We start from the raw sequence: 13,256 nt of genomic DNA, 5'->3' as shown, positions 1-13,256 counted from the left end.
AGCCGTGGAGATCGATGGAGACGTGAGTGTTGATGACGTGATAGCCAGATTCGAGGAAGAGCCGAGGATAATGCTTTTCTCGAAAGAGGATGGTTTCACCTCGACAGCAAAGATAATCGAGTTCGCGAGAGAGTACAGACTCCGCTACGACCTCTTCGAGAACGCTGTATGGCGAGAAAGCATCAACTTCCACGATGGAGAGCTTTACATAACCCAGGCCATCCATCAGGAGGCAATAGTTGTGCCAGAGAACATCGACGCAATAAGGGCGATGTTTGAGCTTGCCGACAAATGGGAGAGTATGAAGAAGACGAACAGGACGCTTGGGATTGTCTGACCCACTTTCTTTTTTAACCTCTGAAGAGAATCGCCTGGGTTTACGTTGACCTCCTCTGTGTTCCTGAGAATGCTCTAAGCATTTCTCCAATTTCCTCTTTTGTCAACCGGTTTCTTCTCTCCTGATCCTTCCACAGCTTTCTGAAAAAGTAAAAGTACTCGTAAAGCTCTAAAATGTCCTTGCAGTGCACAACCACGTGGTTTAAGATAACCTCCATCTTCATGTAGAGCGGCAGCTCCTCGAAGAGCCATACATCGTAATTCTTTCCGGTGACATCTATCCTCATGAAAACTTCCCTGATGTCAAAACCATTGGGGGCGACAATGCACACATCCACATCTCTCGCTTCTGCTTCACTCACTGCCGAACCGAAAATCAGAACCGCAAGCACTCTATCTTTGAGAAATTCAAAATCCCTTGCTACATGCTCTGCAATTTCTCTTCCAGCCATGACCCCATCACCTGAATAAATTCCTCAAGACAGGGTATGATGTCCCTCATCGAATCGAGAGCGAGTTTATCATCGAGCCCGTTGTAATGGTGAACGAGCCTGTTTCTCAAACCATTTGCCACCTTCAGGCAGTCAGATATTCTCCTGTCAGCCAGTTCTCCCCATTTTTCGAAGTTGGAGTAGTCGTCTTTTGGCGGATACCCTGAGTCCTTCAGAAACATGGATATGAGATCACAGGCAGCCTCAACTGCTTCCTGAAAGGCCTTGTAAACTGCAAGTCTTGATTTCTTATCTTCTTCTGCCTCATCGATCCACGCAATAACATCTTCAATCCTTTCTTTCATATGCTCCAGCTTGTCAAGATATCTTGCTACCCTCTTTTCGTTCACAACCTTAATTTGCAAACCCTTAGTATTTGGGCTTTTTGATGCAGGCAGGAGAGATGATGGCAGGCCGAGAGTGCTGAAGCTCACTCCCTGAGTTTTCTGTATTCTCCAAGCATCCTCTCAAAGTCCTCTCTGCTCAGCCCGTACTCAAAGAACCTGGAAGGCATCCTTCCATACTCGACCCCCTCCCTTCTGTTGAACTCCCACGCCATGCTGTGGATCTTATGGCCGATTGCTTTCAGCTGGCCTGTGGTGTACTCCCTACCAGTGGCAATCTTCAGCAGCCTTGCCACGTCCTCCCAGCCCATCCCTATTTGCGGCAGCGTGAGGAAGCGGCAGTAAACTAAGCTGTCAACAACCGCATAGAAATCCTCAAACTCCTTAACCAGCCTCGCCTGCCCTTCTGGAGAGTGTCTGTCCAGCTGCCCTGCAAGGTTTGGCCTGTAGGCACAGCTCCTCATGTGACACGCTCCTCTTGGCGATGTTGAGTATGCCAGCGCCATGCCGAAAATTCCTCTTGGATCGTAGGCCGGAGGTTCAAGTCCGTTCACATGCACGCCCTCAACTCCTGTTAGCTTTTCCATCCCTGCAACACCTTCTGCCAGTAGGTCTCCAATGCCCTTCCTGAAAGCGACCTTCCTGACGAGCTCCACGTATCTGTTTCCTTCACCAAAGTCCAGCGCCTCGTCGAGCTTTCCAAGCTTGCTGAGCCTGATTGCAAAGCCGATAGCATTGCCGAGAGATATGGTGTCCATTCCAAGTCTGTCCGCAAGTTCATTGGCTTCAATTATGGATTCCAGATCATGGTTACCGAGCAGGGAGCCGAATGCGTAGAGGGTTTCGTATTCAGGCCCCTCAACCTCGGCCTTATCAGTCCTGCTTATCCTCCCGCAGGCAACCCTGCATCCAAAGCAAGCGTTTCTCCTGACAAAGTACCTGAGCATCTCCTCCGCGTCAATGCTCTCAATGTCGAACTCGGATCTCTCCCAGTAGTACGAAGGCAGGCTCTTCGATTTGTTCACCAGCCACATGATGTTTGGCGTCCCGTATTTCTGCAGAGCGGATAGCTTTGAGATCACCTGCCCGTCAAGAAACTTCTCGAACTCCCTGTCAACCCTGCTCTCCCCGTCTCCTTTAAACACGATGGCCTTCACCCTCTTCGAGCCGAGAACCGCTCCTCCGCCAGCCCTTCCAAACTGCCTGCCCCTCCTGTGAGTTATGCATGCAAACCTGACCAGGTTCTCTCCGGCCTGTCCGATGGCGATGACCTCCCCGCCCTCATCCTTCCTTAGCGCTTCTTCAGTCTCGAACGCATCGAGCCCCCAGAGGTGGTCTGCGGACTTTATCCCGACACTTCCGTTCTCGACAACCAGATAGACTGGCCTTTCACTCCTGCCCTCCAGCATGAGGCAGTGAATTCCCGTCAGTGCCATCTCATGAGGCGCAAAACCGCCGCACTGACTCTCCCCGTACCCACCTGTGAGGGGGGATTTGAAAACCGCGGTCATCCTGGAAGCTCCGGACAGTCTGAAGGAGTTAACAGGGCCTACAGCAAAGATTATCGCGTTTTCTGGGGACATGGGGTCTGCTTTTTCTGGAATGCTGAGCAGAAGCTTGGTGGCAATACCCTTCCCGCCTATCAGCTCCCTTTCAACGCTCTCCGGAATTTCCAAGACCCTGACATCCCTGCTGCTCAGATCCACACGGGCAAGGTTCATGATGAATTACTGAAAAAACTCATAGATAAATCATGGCCCTGGCTTAAGGTCTACCTTGCGTAAACCCCGTAGATCTCCCCGTACTGAATCACGTGACCCTTCATTGCTTTTTCCAGCTCTTCTCTGCTCGCCCCAGGGTTCAGATCGAGCACTGTGTCGAGGGCATAAATCCTGAAGAAATACCGGTGCTTCTGGCCTTCGGGAGGGCATGGGCCGCCATAGCCAAGTTTTCCAAAATCGTTTACGCCCTGAACCATTTTTACCGGTCTGTCAACAGCTCCCATCTTCGGGATGTTCTCCGGAATTTCATTCGTTACCGGGATGTTCCAGGCAATCCAGTGGGTGAACACACCGGATGGTGCATCGGGATCGTCTGCAATTATTGCCAGACTCTTCACCTCGCTCTCAAGCCCCTCGATGTGGATGGGCGGGTTTACGTCCATTCCATCACATGTGTACTTTCCGGGAATTTCACTTCCATCACCAAATGCGCTTTTAACAATGAGTTTCCCCTCTACTTTCTTTTCCTCAGCGGAGCATCCAGAGAGCAGTACCGCAAGGAGAACCACAGGCACAAGCACACGCTTCATGCTCTCCCTCCGATGACGCCAGCTGATGAAAAATAAAGGTTTTCAAGCATCTCGAAAGCCCATCAGCTCAGTATTCCCTCACAATGTCGTCAAAGCCCAGCTTCATGTCGAACCGGAAGTAGATGCTAAGCATTATCTCGTCAATCTCAATCCTGTGAACAGGGTCTACTGCCGAGGGCATGTCGTAGCTGACACTTCCAGGGCCTGTAAAGATCACCCTCTCTCCGTTCGCATCACTGTGGAAGTCAATCTCGGCATACCACCTGACGAGCTGGGTAACGCCGCCCTTCCCTCTTATCGGTGGAAGGTGCCTGACCGAGTAGAGATACGTGGGCCTGGGCAGCACCAGATCTATCAGCTCCCCCGTAGCCCTCGCGGACGGTTTCATGGTGAATGTCACGAGCCTCCTGCCCTCAGGACGTTCGAGAGTTCCCTGAATCGTATCACAGTCCTTGCTCAGCTCGATTCTGGCAAGCTTTTTCGGCGCTCCTGCCAGCTCCCTGCCAGCAGCCATGGCAGCGTCGTTTGTAACGTAGATGTACGGGATGTAGTACCCCATCTCACCATCCTCGTCCTCCACCTGCACCGTGCTTATGAATTCAAAATATTCTCCGAGGGTGCTGAAGGAGTAATGCGAGATCCACACTCCTCCCTGCGGTGGATCACTGTATGGTTTCAGCCCTTCAGGCAGAATTTCTGAAACATCTACTTTTATGGTAAAGAAGGCCGTAATTGCCTCGCAGTTCACGTACTCTATCCCCCTATCCTCGTCCACCTCGTAAAGAGGTGAATCAAACGGTATTCCTCTCAGCATAATCACTCCCCCTATTCATACCATCTCTCAACATGTCCTGCATCGTAATACTCCTTTTCGTAATTCGCAACAACATCTTCCACAGCCTCAAGGCTCAGCACCTCCACGGTCCCATCCTCAATCTGCAAAGCCCTCGCATCCCTGAATAGCTTCTCAATTATGAACTCCCTGCTCAGCCCGTAGGCGCCAAATATCTGCAGAGCGTCGTTTGCAACCTCGAAGGCTACCCTCTTCGCGTATATCTGGGCGGCCCTCGCATGCCTCGGGGAGGCATCGGCGGTCCTCTCATCTATTATTCTGCGGTGCGTGTATTCGGTAACCTTTCTGACGTAGTATCGAGCAGTCTCAATCTTCTCGAACATCTCATACAGCCTGAGCTTTACATTCTTGTGTCTGACAAGGGGCACTCCTCCCTGGACCCTTTTCCTTGCGTAATTCAGAGCCTCCTCGAATGCAGCCCTCGCAAGTCCCACCGCGAAAGCACCCATCCCGCAGCTCGTCAGGCAGAGAAGCTGATCCAGAAACACACCGTAGAAAAAGCCGGGTGCAACAACAACATGGCTTTCAGGAATCCTCACCCCCTCGAAGAACAGCTCTCCCTGAGGGTCATCCCGCATTCCGAGCATGTCAGCAGGTTTTCCCTTTCTCACCCCATCCGCATCGAGAGGAACGATGCAGAACAGCCCATCGAGCAGAGTTTTTCCGTCTTTCAGCTGCGCATGCAGTCCGCAGTGTGTGGCCACTGGAGCTGAAGAGACCCATGCAGATTTCTGGCCGGTGATTATCCACTCGTCTCCATCCTTTTCAGCAGTAACGTTGCCCTTACCGAACTTCCTCACAAGGTCTTCATCCTCCCTGAGGGCAATCAAATAATCGCTGCCGTGCTCTGGCTCTGTAACTCCCCAGCAGCCGTGGAATCTGCCATCCCGGTCTTCAAGCCAGGGAACCACAAGCTCATCATAAATTTCCGGTGGACCAAAGAGGGCTGCACAGGCAAAGGGAATCTGGTCAACACCTATGGCCGTTGCAAGCCCGAGACTCCCCCATCCGAGCTCCTCCATTATCATGTATCTCTGCAGAGGTGTCAGCTCAACACCGCCCATCTCCTCCGGAATTGTTATCCTGTGGTATCCGAGCTTTTTCATCTCTCTGAAGACCCTGAAGTACGGAGAATCCGGTTTGACCCTCTCCTCTGGATCCATTCTGTCCAGCTCTATCGATGCGGGCCTCATGACTTCCAAGGCGAAGCGATGCACCTCCTCCTTCAGAAGCCTGTCCTCCTCGGCGAGTTCGTCGAGGTCGAGAAATTTGCCCATATGTGTAGTTGACGCGGGAATTTATAATTATTTTTACTGAATATTTTCGATTTGAGACATTCTCAATCAAGCCTTTACGAAATCAAAGGAGACTGCTGAAGGTGTGCACGACAACGAGCACACAATTTCTTCTCTTCAGCAGAGGTGAGAACCCATTTACGCTACCCTCTCGCTGAAAGGCCAGTTCCTGCAATCAGATCACAGCATCCTCAGAACTCACACATGTCAGAGTCTTCTGTGTACAACGACTTCCGGCATGTTTTCGCAAGAAGACCGCATTCTTCAGCCTCCTCACAAACTCATCAAGTTCATTCAGTACCGAAAAGCAATGCGGGGGGCGGGATTTGAACCCGCGGACCCCTTCGGGACAGGGTCTTAAGCCCTGCGCCTTTTCCTGGCTCGGCAACCCCCGCGTTGGTTGAGTTTTGTGCGCCTGCCTATGGTAGGCTGGTTGGTTTTAAGCATTTGCGGTGTGCATGTGCTGGCGTAGAAAGCTGAGCATCGAATGTGTAAACTATTTATTCTAACATCACAAATTCCAGGCGGGATGACGTGCGAAGATTGCGGTGGAAAGGGCTACGTGGAAGTCGAAGAGACCTGCAGGATCTGTGGTGGAAGCGGGAAGGCTAAGAGCTTCGATCCGAAGCTGACAGCTGAGCTGAGCGATGAGCAGCTGAAGATGTTTCTGCAGGGTGTGTGTGGAGCTTGCAGGGGAACGGGAAAGGTAAGGAGAATGGAAGTTTGCAAAACGTGCAACGGAACCGGGAAGGCAGGGAAGTGCAGGATCTGCGGTAAGAGGGTTGTTGGAGACCACGACCTCTGTCCGGAGTGCAGGAGAAAACCCCACGCCTACCTGCTGAAAAACAGCTGCGGTCTGGAGGATGTGAGGATTAACAGGATTTACGTTGGCAGGGTTTCTGGAGTGACCGACATAGGTGTTTTCGTGAACCTAAACAAGAGGCTCAGAGGACTCATCCACAGGAGGAACATCGGGAGGGCCAGGCTGAGCGAAAATGACAGGGTGTTCGTCAAGGTCGAGAACATAAGGCCGACTGGAGAGATAGATCTCGTTCTCGGAGAGAACAGGGATTACAGCATAGTCGAGGTCTCCAAAGACGCACCCCTTTTCAAGATTGCCCAGCTTGAAAATGCCGTTGGAAAGATGGTCGAGGTGAGAGGAAAAGTCGAACACGTCAAGCTCACAGGTGGACCGACGATATTCACGATTGCAGATGAGACGGGCTTGATCAACGCCGCTGCGTTCGAGGCTGGAGAAAGAGCCTACCCCGAAATAGAGCCAGGGCACGTTGTGAGGATAATCGGAATAGTCAAGAGAAGAGACGCGAAACTTCAGCTGGAAGTCCTCGAAATGGAGAGGCTCCTCGGAAAAGACGCAAGTGAGATAGAGAGGCTGATCGAGAGAGAACTTGAGAAGAAGGCAGAACCAGAGTTCAGGGGATTCCTGATTGAGAGTGAGGTTTTGGAAAGGCTGAAGGACGGAATGATGGCTGTGGCGAAAGAGCTTAGAAAGGCCGTGCTGGAATCGAGACCGATAATTATCCGCCACCACTGGGATGCTGATGGCGTTTGTGGTGGCGTTGCTCTCGAGATAGCGCTGCTCGATTACATCGAAAGAGTTCACCCTGACCCGGACGCAAAGAACTATCTGGTCAGGAGGAAGGTGTCGAGGGCCCCATTCTACGAGCTTGAAGACGTGGTTAAGGACCTCGATGAGAGTCTCGAAGACATGGCGAAGTTCGGAGATAAGATCCCGCTCGTCGTCCTCGTCGATAACGGGTCTGGTCAGGAGGACATACCAGCAATCGAGCAGATGCTGATTTTCGGAGCAGACGTGATGACAGTAGATCACCACTATCCGGACGATGAAGTGGACAGATACCTGCTTCACCATGTGAACCCTCACAAGGTCGGAGGGGACAGCAACTACACATCCGGGGTTCTGTGCACCGAAATAGCGAGAATGATTACCGATAGAGACCTGAAGATACTTCCTGCCGTGTCCGTGGTTGCAGACCGGGCGGAAGGGGAGGTGGAAAAATACATAGAGCTTTCTGGGTACGAGAGAGACACGCTCTTCGACATAGGGCTTGCCCTCGAATTTGAGGGATTTTTCCTCAGATTCAGGCCGGCGAGCCAGGTTGTTCACGAGATACTCGGGTTCGGAAGAAAGGACAGAATGCACCGCCTCGTTTCCACGCTCTCATCCCATGCCAAAAAAGCAATTGAGGAAAACCTGAAGACAGCAATGGACGGTGTGAGGGTCCAGATTCTTCCGAACGGAATAGCGCTGGCCGCCCTCGACGTGGAGAACTACGCCAAGAAGTTCACGTTTCCGCCCCCGGGCAAGCTCACCGGAGAGGTCCACGACAGGCTGAAGCAAAAGTACGAAAAAATCGTAACCATAGGCTACGGTCCGGATTTTGCAGTGATAAGGAGCGAGGGAGTTAATCTGGACATACCGAGGATCGTCAGAGAGCTTCAGGAGGAGATAAACGCAGGGGTGGACGGTGGAGGCCACCTGGTCGTAGGCAGTCTCAAATTCATCCAGGCGAAAAGAAAAGACGTTCTCGCCAAGCTTGCAGCGAAAATCGGGAGCATATGACTCTTCCACAGTTCTCTTTTTCAGGAGAACCGTGTTTCCATAAATGCAGCCCGTCATACCACTACGGCTTGGCACTGTAAGGAATAACATTAAAAAATAAAAACACAAAATAAAACACATGCGCCCCACAGCAACCCAGATAATAGAAGGGATCAGGGCTAAAAACTCTTTAGCAAAAACAAGAAAAAGACAGAACAAAAATCCTCTCAGTATTGCCCTACTTCTGCGGACCATCTTCAAGGAATTCAGTAAGAGGTTTTCCTGAAAAGCAGGATCGAAAGGCTTTAGCAGGTTTCCGTACTACAGTTCCTTCGATTCCATTCAAAGTTGGCTGGAGGGTTTTGTTTGGTTGTATAATGTGAAGAGGTGGTTATTTTGACAGTGCCTACGGTAGGGACTAAAACACGAAGTAAATGTGCCCCGGCCGGGAGTTGAACCCGGGTCCGGGAGTCCGCAGCCCCCGAGGATATCCAGCTACCCTACCGGGGCACATTCTCAGCCCATCAGGAACATGTGTGCCCAAGATCCAGTGGGCTTGAGCAAAATCGCCGGTCAGTTAGAAAAGGATTTCGGATGGCAATCTGCCCGGCACACCTCAAAAAACCCACAAGCCGCCGGCGGGATTCGAACCCGCGGCCTGGTGATTACAAGTCACCCGCTCTGACCAGCTGAGCTACGGCGGCAGCAATCCACTGTCCAATAAATTGAATTTAAGCATTGCGGTGCTTGCTGGAACCCGTTATGAGGCAAAATTTAAGTGAGAGTTTAACAGAGCCAGAGCATGAAATTTGGCTGTGCCGTGAACTGCATTGACGGAAGAACGCAGATTCCAGTTATAGAATGGATGAGGAAAAACTTTGAAGTCGATTTTGTTGACATGATTACCGAGCCCGGAATCGTGAAGCTATTTGAGTGTGAAAAAAGTCCTGAAAAACTTATCGAAAAAATAAAAGTTTCCGTGGAAAGGCACAGAGCAAGCGCGATCGCGGTTGTGGCACATCATGACTGTGCCGGAAATCCGGTGGAAAAGGAGCAGCAGATTGAACAGCTAAAAACTGCGGTTGAAAAACTGAAAAAGCATTTCAAGAGTGCGGAAGTGGTGGGATTATGGGTCAATGAGGAGTTCAAAGTCGAGGTTGTTTTCCGGTCTGAATTGCCATGAAATACCTCAGCCGGCAAAGCAGAGGCAACAAGGTTACTGCAGCTTGACAGCATCCACACATTTGAAAAAGCTTATCACACCCCTGCCCAAGAAAAGCTGTGCACGGAGATTACTACGAAAAATACCTGAAGATGGGGTTGAAACCGCTGGACTTTGCCTCAAACATCAACCCGTTCAGGCCGAGAGACCTGCACGAAAATCTCATTGAAGCCATTGAAAGTGCGTACTACTACCCCCAGAACAGCTACAGGTCTCTGATTGAAGTCATCTCCAACTCCACCGGATGGGATTCAGAAAACGTCGTTTTCGGAAACGGCTCAATCGAGCTTATCGAATTCTTCTTCAGAATGTTGAGGAAAGATGTGGCCATAGTCCAGCCAACATTCACCGAATACGAGAGGTTCGCCAGAATCTACGGTCTCAGAGTCTACAATGTCCCATGGAGCGTCGAAAGAATTCTGGAGTTCATAGAAAGCAGAAGTCCCGAAGGGATCGTGATCTGCAACCCCAACAACCCCACCGGAGAGTTTTTCAGAAAAGCCGTGATGGAGGAAATATCCGAGACATGTCAGAGAAGGAACGTGAAGCTGATGGTCGATCAGGCATTCATAGACTTTGTAAAGCCCCATGACGTTGATGCGTTTCAGATTAGATCTCTCACGAAAATTCTCGGTATTCCGGGATTGAGATTCGGATACGGATGCTTTCCCGAGGAGTATGCAAGAAAGTTTCATGACACAAGGATGCCGTGGAGCGTCAACGGGGTTGCAAAGTTCGTGGCTGAAAAATATCTGCCAAGGCTGGGAACATTCTCGAGGCATGTCAGAGCAAGAATAAAAACGGAACGGAGACATCTGGTACGGAGCCTTAGAAAACTTGGTTTTGAGTGCCGGGGTAAAGCCAACTTCCTGCTGTGCGAAGGTGAATTTCATGCGGAAGACATCTTCAAGTTCCTGGAGCGGAAAAGCATTCTGATAAGGACATGCAGCGACTTCAGGTGGCTCACCGACAGCCACTTCAGAATCGCTGTCAAAAAAAGAGATGAAAACAGGATTTTGCTGAGAGAATTAGAGGTATTTGTTCAGGAAAATGCCTAATTTTTCTTTCGCCTCGTCCGTGATTTTATCGGGACTCGTGGTTATCGCGAATTTAAGAGCATCCCCACACTCGCACTCTCTTTTCTCAGGGATAGCTGGAATGAGCTTTCTGAGGATTTTCTTCACGTTTTCCTCATTCTTTGCGGCGTTTTCAAGGACGGTCTTTACATCCACGGGCTCATCCTTCCAGACGTCGTAGTCTGTGACCGTCGCTATTGTCAGATAGCACATCTCAGCCTCCCTTGCGAGCTTAGCCTCAGGAAGAGCAGTCATACCGATGATGTCGAAACCGAGCTGCCTGTAAACGTTCGATTCAGCCTTGGTGGAAAACTGGGGACCTTCGATGCATACGTATGTTCCCTCTGGATGATACGAAAGTCCAAGTTCATCAAGAGTCCTTATTGCCACACCCCTCATCTCCCCGCAGAACGGTTCGGCCATGCCAACATGAACTACAACCTCCTCGAAAAAGGTGTCCTTTCTGTGCTTCGTTCTGTCGAAAATCTGGTCGGGAATGACGATGTCGAGTGGCCTTACCTCCTCTTTCAGCGAGCCAACTGCTGCAATGCTTATGATCCTGCTGACGCCCAGTTTTTTGAGAGCGTAGATGTTGGCCCTGTATGGCAGGTTTGTGGGAGAGTAAACGTGCCCCCTCCCGTGTCTTGGGAGAAAAGCAACCTTCCTGCCTTCGAAGTCTCCGATCAGAATCTTATCCGATGGTCGCCCAAATGGAGTTTCAATCTCGACTTCCTGAACGTTTTCGAACGCATCGCTATCATACACTCCGGTACCACCAATTATGGCAATCTCAGCTTTCATCATTTCAGCCTCCAGAAGGTCTTCTCGTCCTTAGTCACTCTCTCGACAATTCCCCTTCTCTCCATCTCATCCATGACCTCAAAAAACCTTCTGGGCTGGGCGATTTCAAGATAAATCGGATCAATCTGGTGGTACTCGTGCAGGCCCCACTTTATATCCCACTCGCCCCACAGCCTTTCCTTGTCCTTGGCAAGCAGCCGCGATATCAGTTCTATCATGTCCTCGACAAAGTTCCATGGAAAGATAACCCACGCCCACTCCTCCATGTACTCGCCGAAGTAGTCGGGGGTGAAGCGGGAGGTGTAGAGGAGCTGAAGGGTTGCGGTTTTAACCTCGCTCGCTCCGTTCTCCTCGACATGCTCCTTGGCCCTCATCAGGCTCTTTCCCGTGTCGGCTATGTCGTCAACTATCAGCACCCTTTTGCCCTTAACGCTGTCCTCGGGCAGGGGATACTTTATCTTGACCTCTCCGCTCTGCTTTGCAGTGCCGACATAATGCTCAATTTTCAGGCTCGTCAGGTCATCAAGGCCGAGCAAATCACATAAAACCCGGCCAGCAAACCATCCGCCCCTCGCGAGCGCAACAATGATTTCCGGCTCAAAACCATCCTCCCTTATCTGCTCTGCCACTCTCCTGCAGAGCCCGTCCATGTATTCCCAGTTTGTCACAACGCACTTGAACTTATCAGGAAAAGCATCCACCTTATCACCCTCCCAATCTAATGCATCTGAAATATAATGTTTTTTGTCCATCCAGCCCACCGGTCTCCGAAAGTTTAAATGTCAGGAAATTGAAACATATTATCATGATATTTGGGTTTTTCGACTCTGCTGGACTGAAGCTGAGATACCTTGATATGGGTGAGGGCGAACCACTCATTCTCGTCCACGGTCTCGGTGGATGCATCGAGGCATGGACTGCCCAGCTCGAAGACTTCTCTGAAGAATTCAGGGTCATCGCACTCGACCTCAGGGGTTTCGGAATGTCGGATGCTCCGGAGAAGGTCTCAATTGAGGGATTTGCAGATGACGTTCGCAACCTTATGGACCACCTTGAGATTGAGAAAGCCAGCATTCTCGGTCACTCCATGGGGGGCTTGGTGTGCATGGAGTTCTACAGAAAGTATCCTGAGAGGGTGAAGTCCCTCATCCTGGCAAACACGTTCCACAAACTTCCCGAGCAGGTGAGAAAGGAGTTCGAGCAGAGGCTGAAAATTCTCGAAGCGAGCCCGGACATGACCCAGATTGCCAGATTCATAGCCGAAATATCACTCTATCATAAAAGAGAGGAGTTGAAAGAACTCGTTGAGACCATCATAAGAAAGAACAGCAGGGAAGTGTACACCGCCGCTACGTCTGAACTCGCAAAAGCAGATTACGAAAATGTTCTCCCGAACATGCGTGTGCCGGTGCTTGTGATAACGGCGGAACATGACGTCACAACACCACCTGCATTCGGGCTGGAGATATCGAGGCTTGTACCGGGCTCGACTGTAAAAGAGATAAGCAACGCCGCTCATCTCGCAATGCTGGAGAATCCCGGTGAATTCAACAGGGCCGTGACAGAATTCCTGAAAAACGTCCACGAAAAGCAGTAGATGTGCACCCGGCGGATGTTCTTGGAGGGAAGAAATAATTCGAGAAATCTTAAATATCTGTTTTGAGAAAATTATTTAACATGAAGAAACTTCTGGTCTTCGCGGTTCTTATTGCTCTTGCAATTTTCGTTTCCGGCTGCCAGCAACCGGCGGAAAAGCCTGCAGAACCGGAAAAGACAGAACCAGCTCCAGAAAAGACCACAACAAAAGCGGTGAAGGCGGAGAAAATCGAACTTTTTGCACAGTCAGCATCGTGTTTCTGTCACGATGGCCTGAGAGACCGGAACGGCACAGACGTATCCATTCTGCACGAATGGGGTCAGAGCATGATGTCATTTGCGTCAAA

12 protein-coding genes, 3 tRNA genes and 2 pseudogenes are annotated in these 13,256 nt (G+C 50.7%); 6 read left to right on the top strand and 11 right to left on the bottom strand.

Going from position 1 to position 13,256, the window contains the following annotated elements; genetic code table 11:
* Positions 1-337, top strand: a pseudogene (locus tag ACXJJC_RS01060) (glyceraldehyde-3-phosphate dehydrogenase); the annotation flags it as partial.
* A gap of 40 nt (positions 338-377) precedes the next feature.
* Here ACXJJC_RS01060 and ACXJJC_RS01055 read toward each other — a convergent pair.
* The 7 genes from ACXJJC_RS01055 to ACXJJC_RS01025 form a co-directional block, all read right to left on the bottom strand.
* Entirely contained in the window at positions 378-788 is a 411-nt protein-coding gene (locus ACXJJC_RS01055) for a DNA polymerase subunit beta (protein WP_052400187.1), read from the bottom strand.
* A complete protein-coding gene (locus ACXJJC_RS01050) occupies positions 758-1,177 on the bottom strand; it encodes a DUF86 domain-containing protein (RefSeq protein ID WP_456368705.1) in 420 nt (139 codons plus the stop codon). Before ACXJJC_RS01050 ends, ACXJJC_RS01055 begins: the two co-directional genes overlap by 31 nt.
* 80 nt (positions 1,178-1,257) lie before the next feature.
* Positions 1,258-2,892, bottom strand: a complete 1,635-nt coding sequence (locus tag ACXJJC_RS01045) for an aldehyde ferredoxin oxidoreductase family protein (RefSeq protein ID WP_456368703.1) — start codon at positions 2,890-2,892, stop codon at positions 1,258-1,260.
* A 50-nt stretch (positions 2,893-2,942) separates the two neighbouring features.
* Positions 2,943-3,482 (bottom strand): YbhB/YbcL family Raf kinase inhibitor-like protein, encoded by a 540-nt coding sequence (locus ACXJJC_RS01040; RefSeq protein WP_456368701.1) that lies wholly within the window; start codon positions 3,480-3,482, stop codon positions 2,943-2,945.
* Positions 3,483-3,549: 67 nt separating this feature from the next.
* A complete protein-coding gene (locus ACXJJC_RS01035) occupies positions 3,550-4,296 on the bottom strand; it encodes an acetoacetate decarboxylase family protein (RefSeq protein ID WP_456368699.1) in 747 nt (248 codons plus the stop codon).
* An 11-nt stretch (positions 4,297-4,307) separates the two neighbouring features.
* A complete protein-coding gene (locus tag ACXJJC_RS01030) occupies positions 4,308-5,612 on the bottom strand; it encodes an acyl-CoA dehydrogenase family protein (protein WP_456368697.1) in 1,305 nt (434 codons plus the stop codon).
* 329 nt (positions 5,613-5,941) lie between these two features.
* Positions 5,942-6,025, bottom strand: a tRNA-Leu gene (locus tag ACXJJC_RS01025).
* Positions 6,026-6,159: 134 nt separating this feature from the next.
* Between ACXJJC_RS01025 and ACXJJC_RS01020 the strand changes: the two genes are divergently transcribed.
* Complete coding sequence (locus ACXJJC_RS01020; RefSeq protein WP_456368695.1) at positions 6,160-8,235, top strand: OB-fold nucleic acid binding domain-containing protein; 2,076 nt, start codon at positions 6,160-6,162, stop codon at positions 8,233-8,235.
* Between the two features lie 416 nt (positions 8,236-8,651).
* Here ACXJJC_RS01020 and ACXJJC_RS01015 read toward each other — a convergent pair.
* Positions 8,652-8,724: transfer RNA gene (locus ACXJJC_RS01015), tRNA-Arg, on the bottom strand.
* 120 nt (positions 8,725-8,844) lie between these two features.
* Positions 8,845-8,918, bottom strand: a tRNA-Thr gene (locus ACXJJC_RS01010).
* Positions 8,919-9,016: 98 nt separating this feature from the next.
* Between ACXJJC_RS01010 and ACXJJC_RS01005 the strand changes: the two genes are divergently transcribed.
* Both ACXJJC_RS01005 and ACXJJC_RS01000 read left to right on the top strand, forming a co-directional pair.
* The gene (locus tag ACXJJC_RS01005) at positions 9,017-9,397 is read left to right on the top strand and encodes a carbonic anhydrase (RefSeq protein ID WP_456368693.1); all 381 of its coding nucleotides are present in this window, start codon (positions 9,017-9,019) and stop codon (positions 9,395-9,397) included.
* A gap of 98 nt (positions 9,398-9,495) precedes the next feature.
* Positions 9,496-10,494 carry a pyridoxal phosphate-dependent aminotransferase gene (locus tag ACXJJC_RS01000; RefSeq protein ID WP_456368691.1) on the top strand — a complete coding sequence of 333 codons (999 nt, stop codon included), beginning with the start codon at positions 9,496-9,498 and terminating at the stop codon, positions 10,492-10,494.
* Here the strand turns inward: ACXJJC_RS01000 and mtnP are convergent.
* Entirely contained in the window at positions 10,465-11,313 is an 849-nt protein-coding gene (gene mtnP, locus ACXJJC_RS00995; protein WP_456368707.1) for an S-methyl-5'-thioadenosine phosphorylase, read from the bottom strand. The two genes, ACXJJC_RS01000 and mtnP, sit on opposite strands and share 30 nt — an antisense overlap.
* Positions 11,313-12,014: a phosphoribosyltransferase gene (locus tag ACXJJC_RS00990; protein ID WP_456368689.1), complete on the bottom strand. Its 702-nt coding sequence runs from the start codon at positions 12,012-12,014 to the stop codon at positions 11,313-11,315. Before ACXJJC_RS00990 ends, mtnP begins: the two co-directional genes overlap by 1 nt.
* 104 nt (positions 12,015-12,118) lie before the next feature.
* Between ACXJJC_RS00990 and ACXJJC_RS00985 the strand changes: the two genes are divergently transcribed.
* Together ACXJJC_RS00985 and ACXJJC_RS00980 are read left to right on the top strand one after the other, a co-directional pair.
* Positions 12,119-12,910, top strand: a complete 792-nt coding sequence (locus ACXJJC_RS00985; protein ID WP_456368687.1) for an alpha/beta fold hydrolase — start codon at positions 12,119-12,121, stop codon at positions 12,908-12,910.
* An 80-nt stretch (positions 12,911-12,990) separates the two neighbouring features.
* Positions 12,991-13,256, top strand: a pseudogene (locus ACXJJC_RS00980) (hypothetical protein); the annotation flags it as partial.

The sequence above is a fragment of the Geoglobus sp. genome, assembly GCF_054018175.1.
This window is presented reverse-complemented; position numbering and strand designations above follow the sequence as displayed.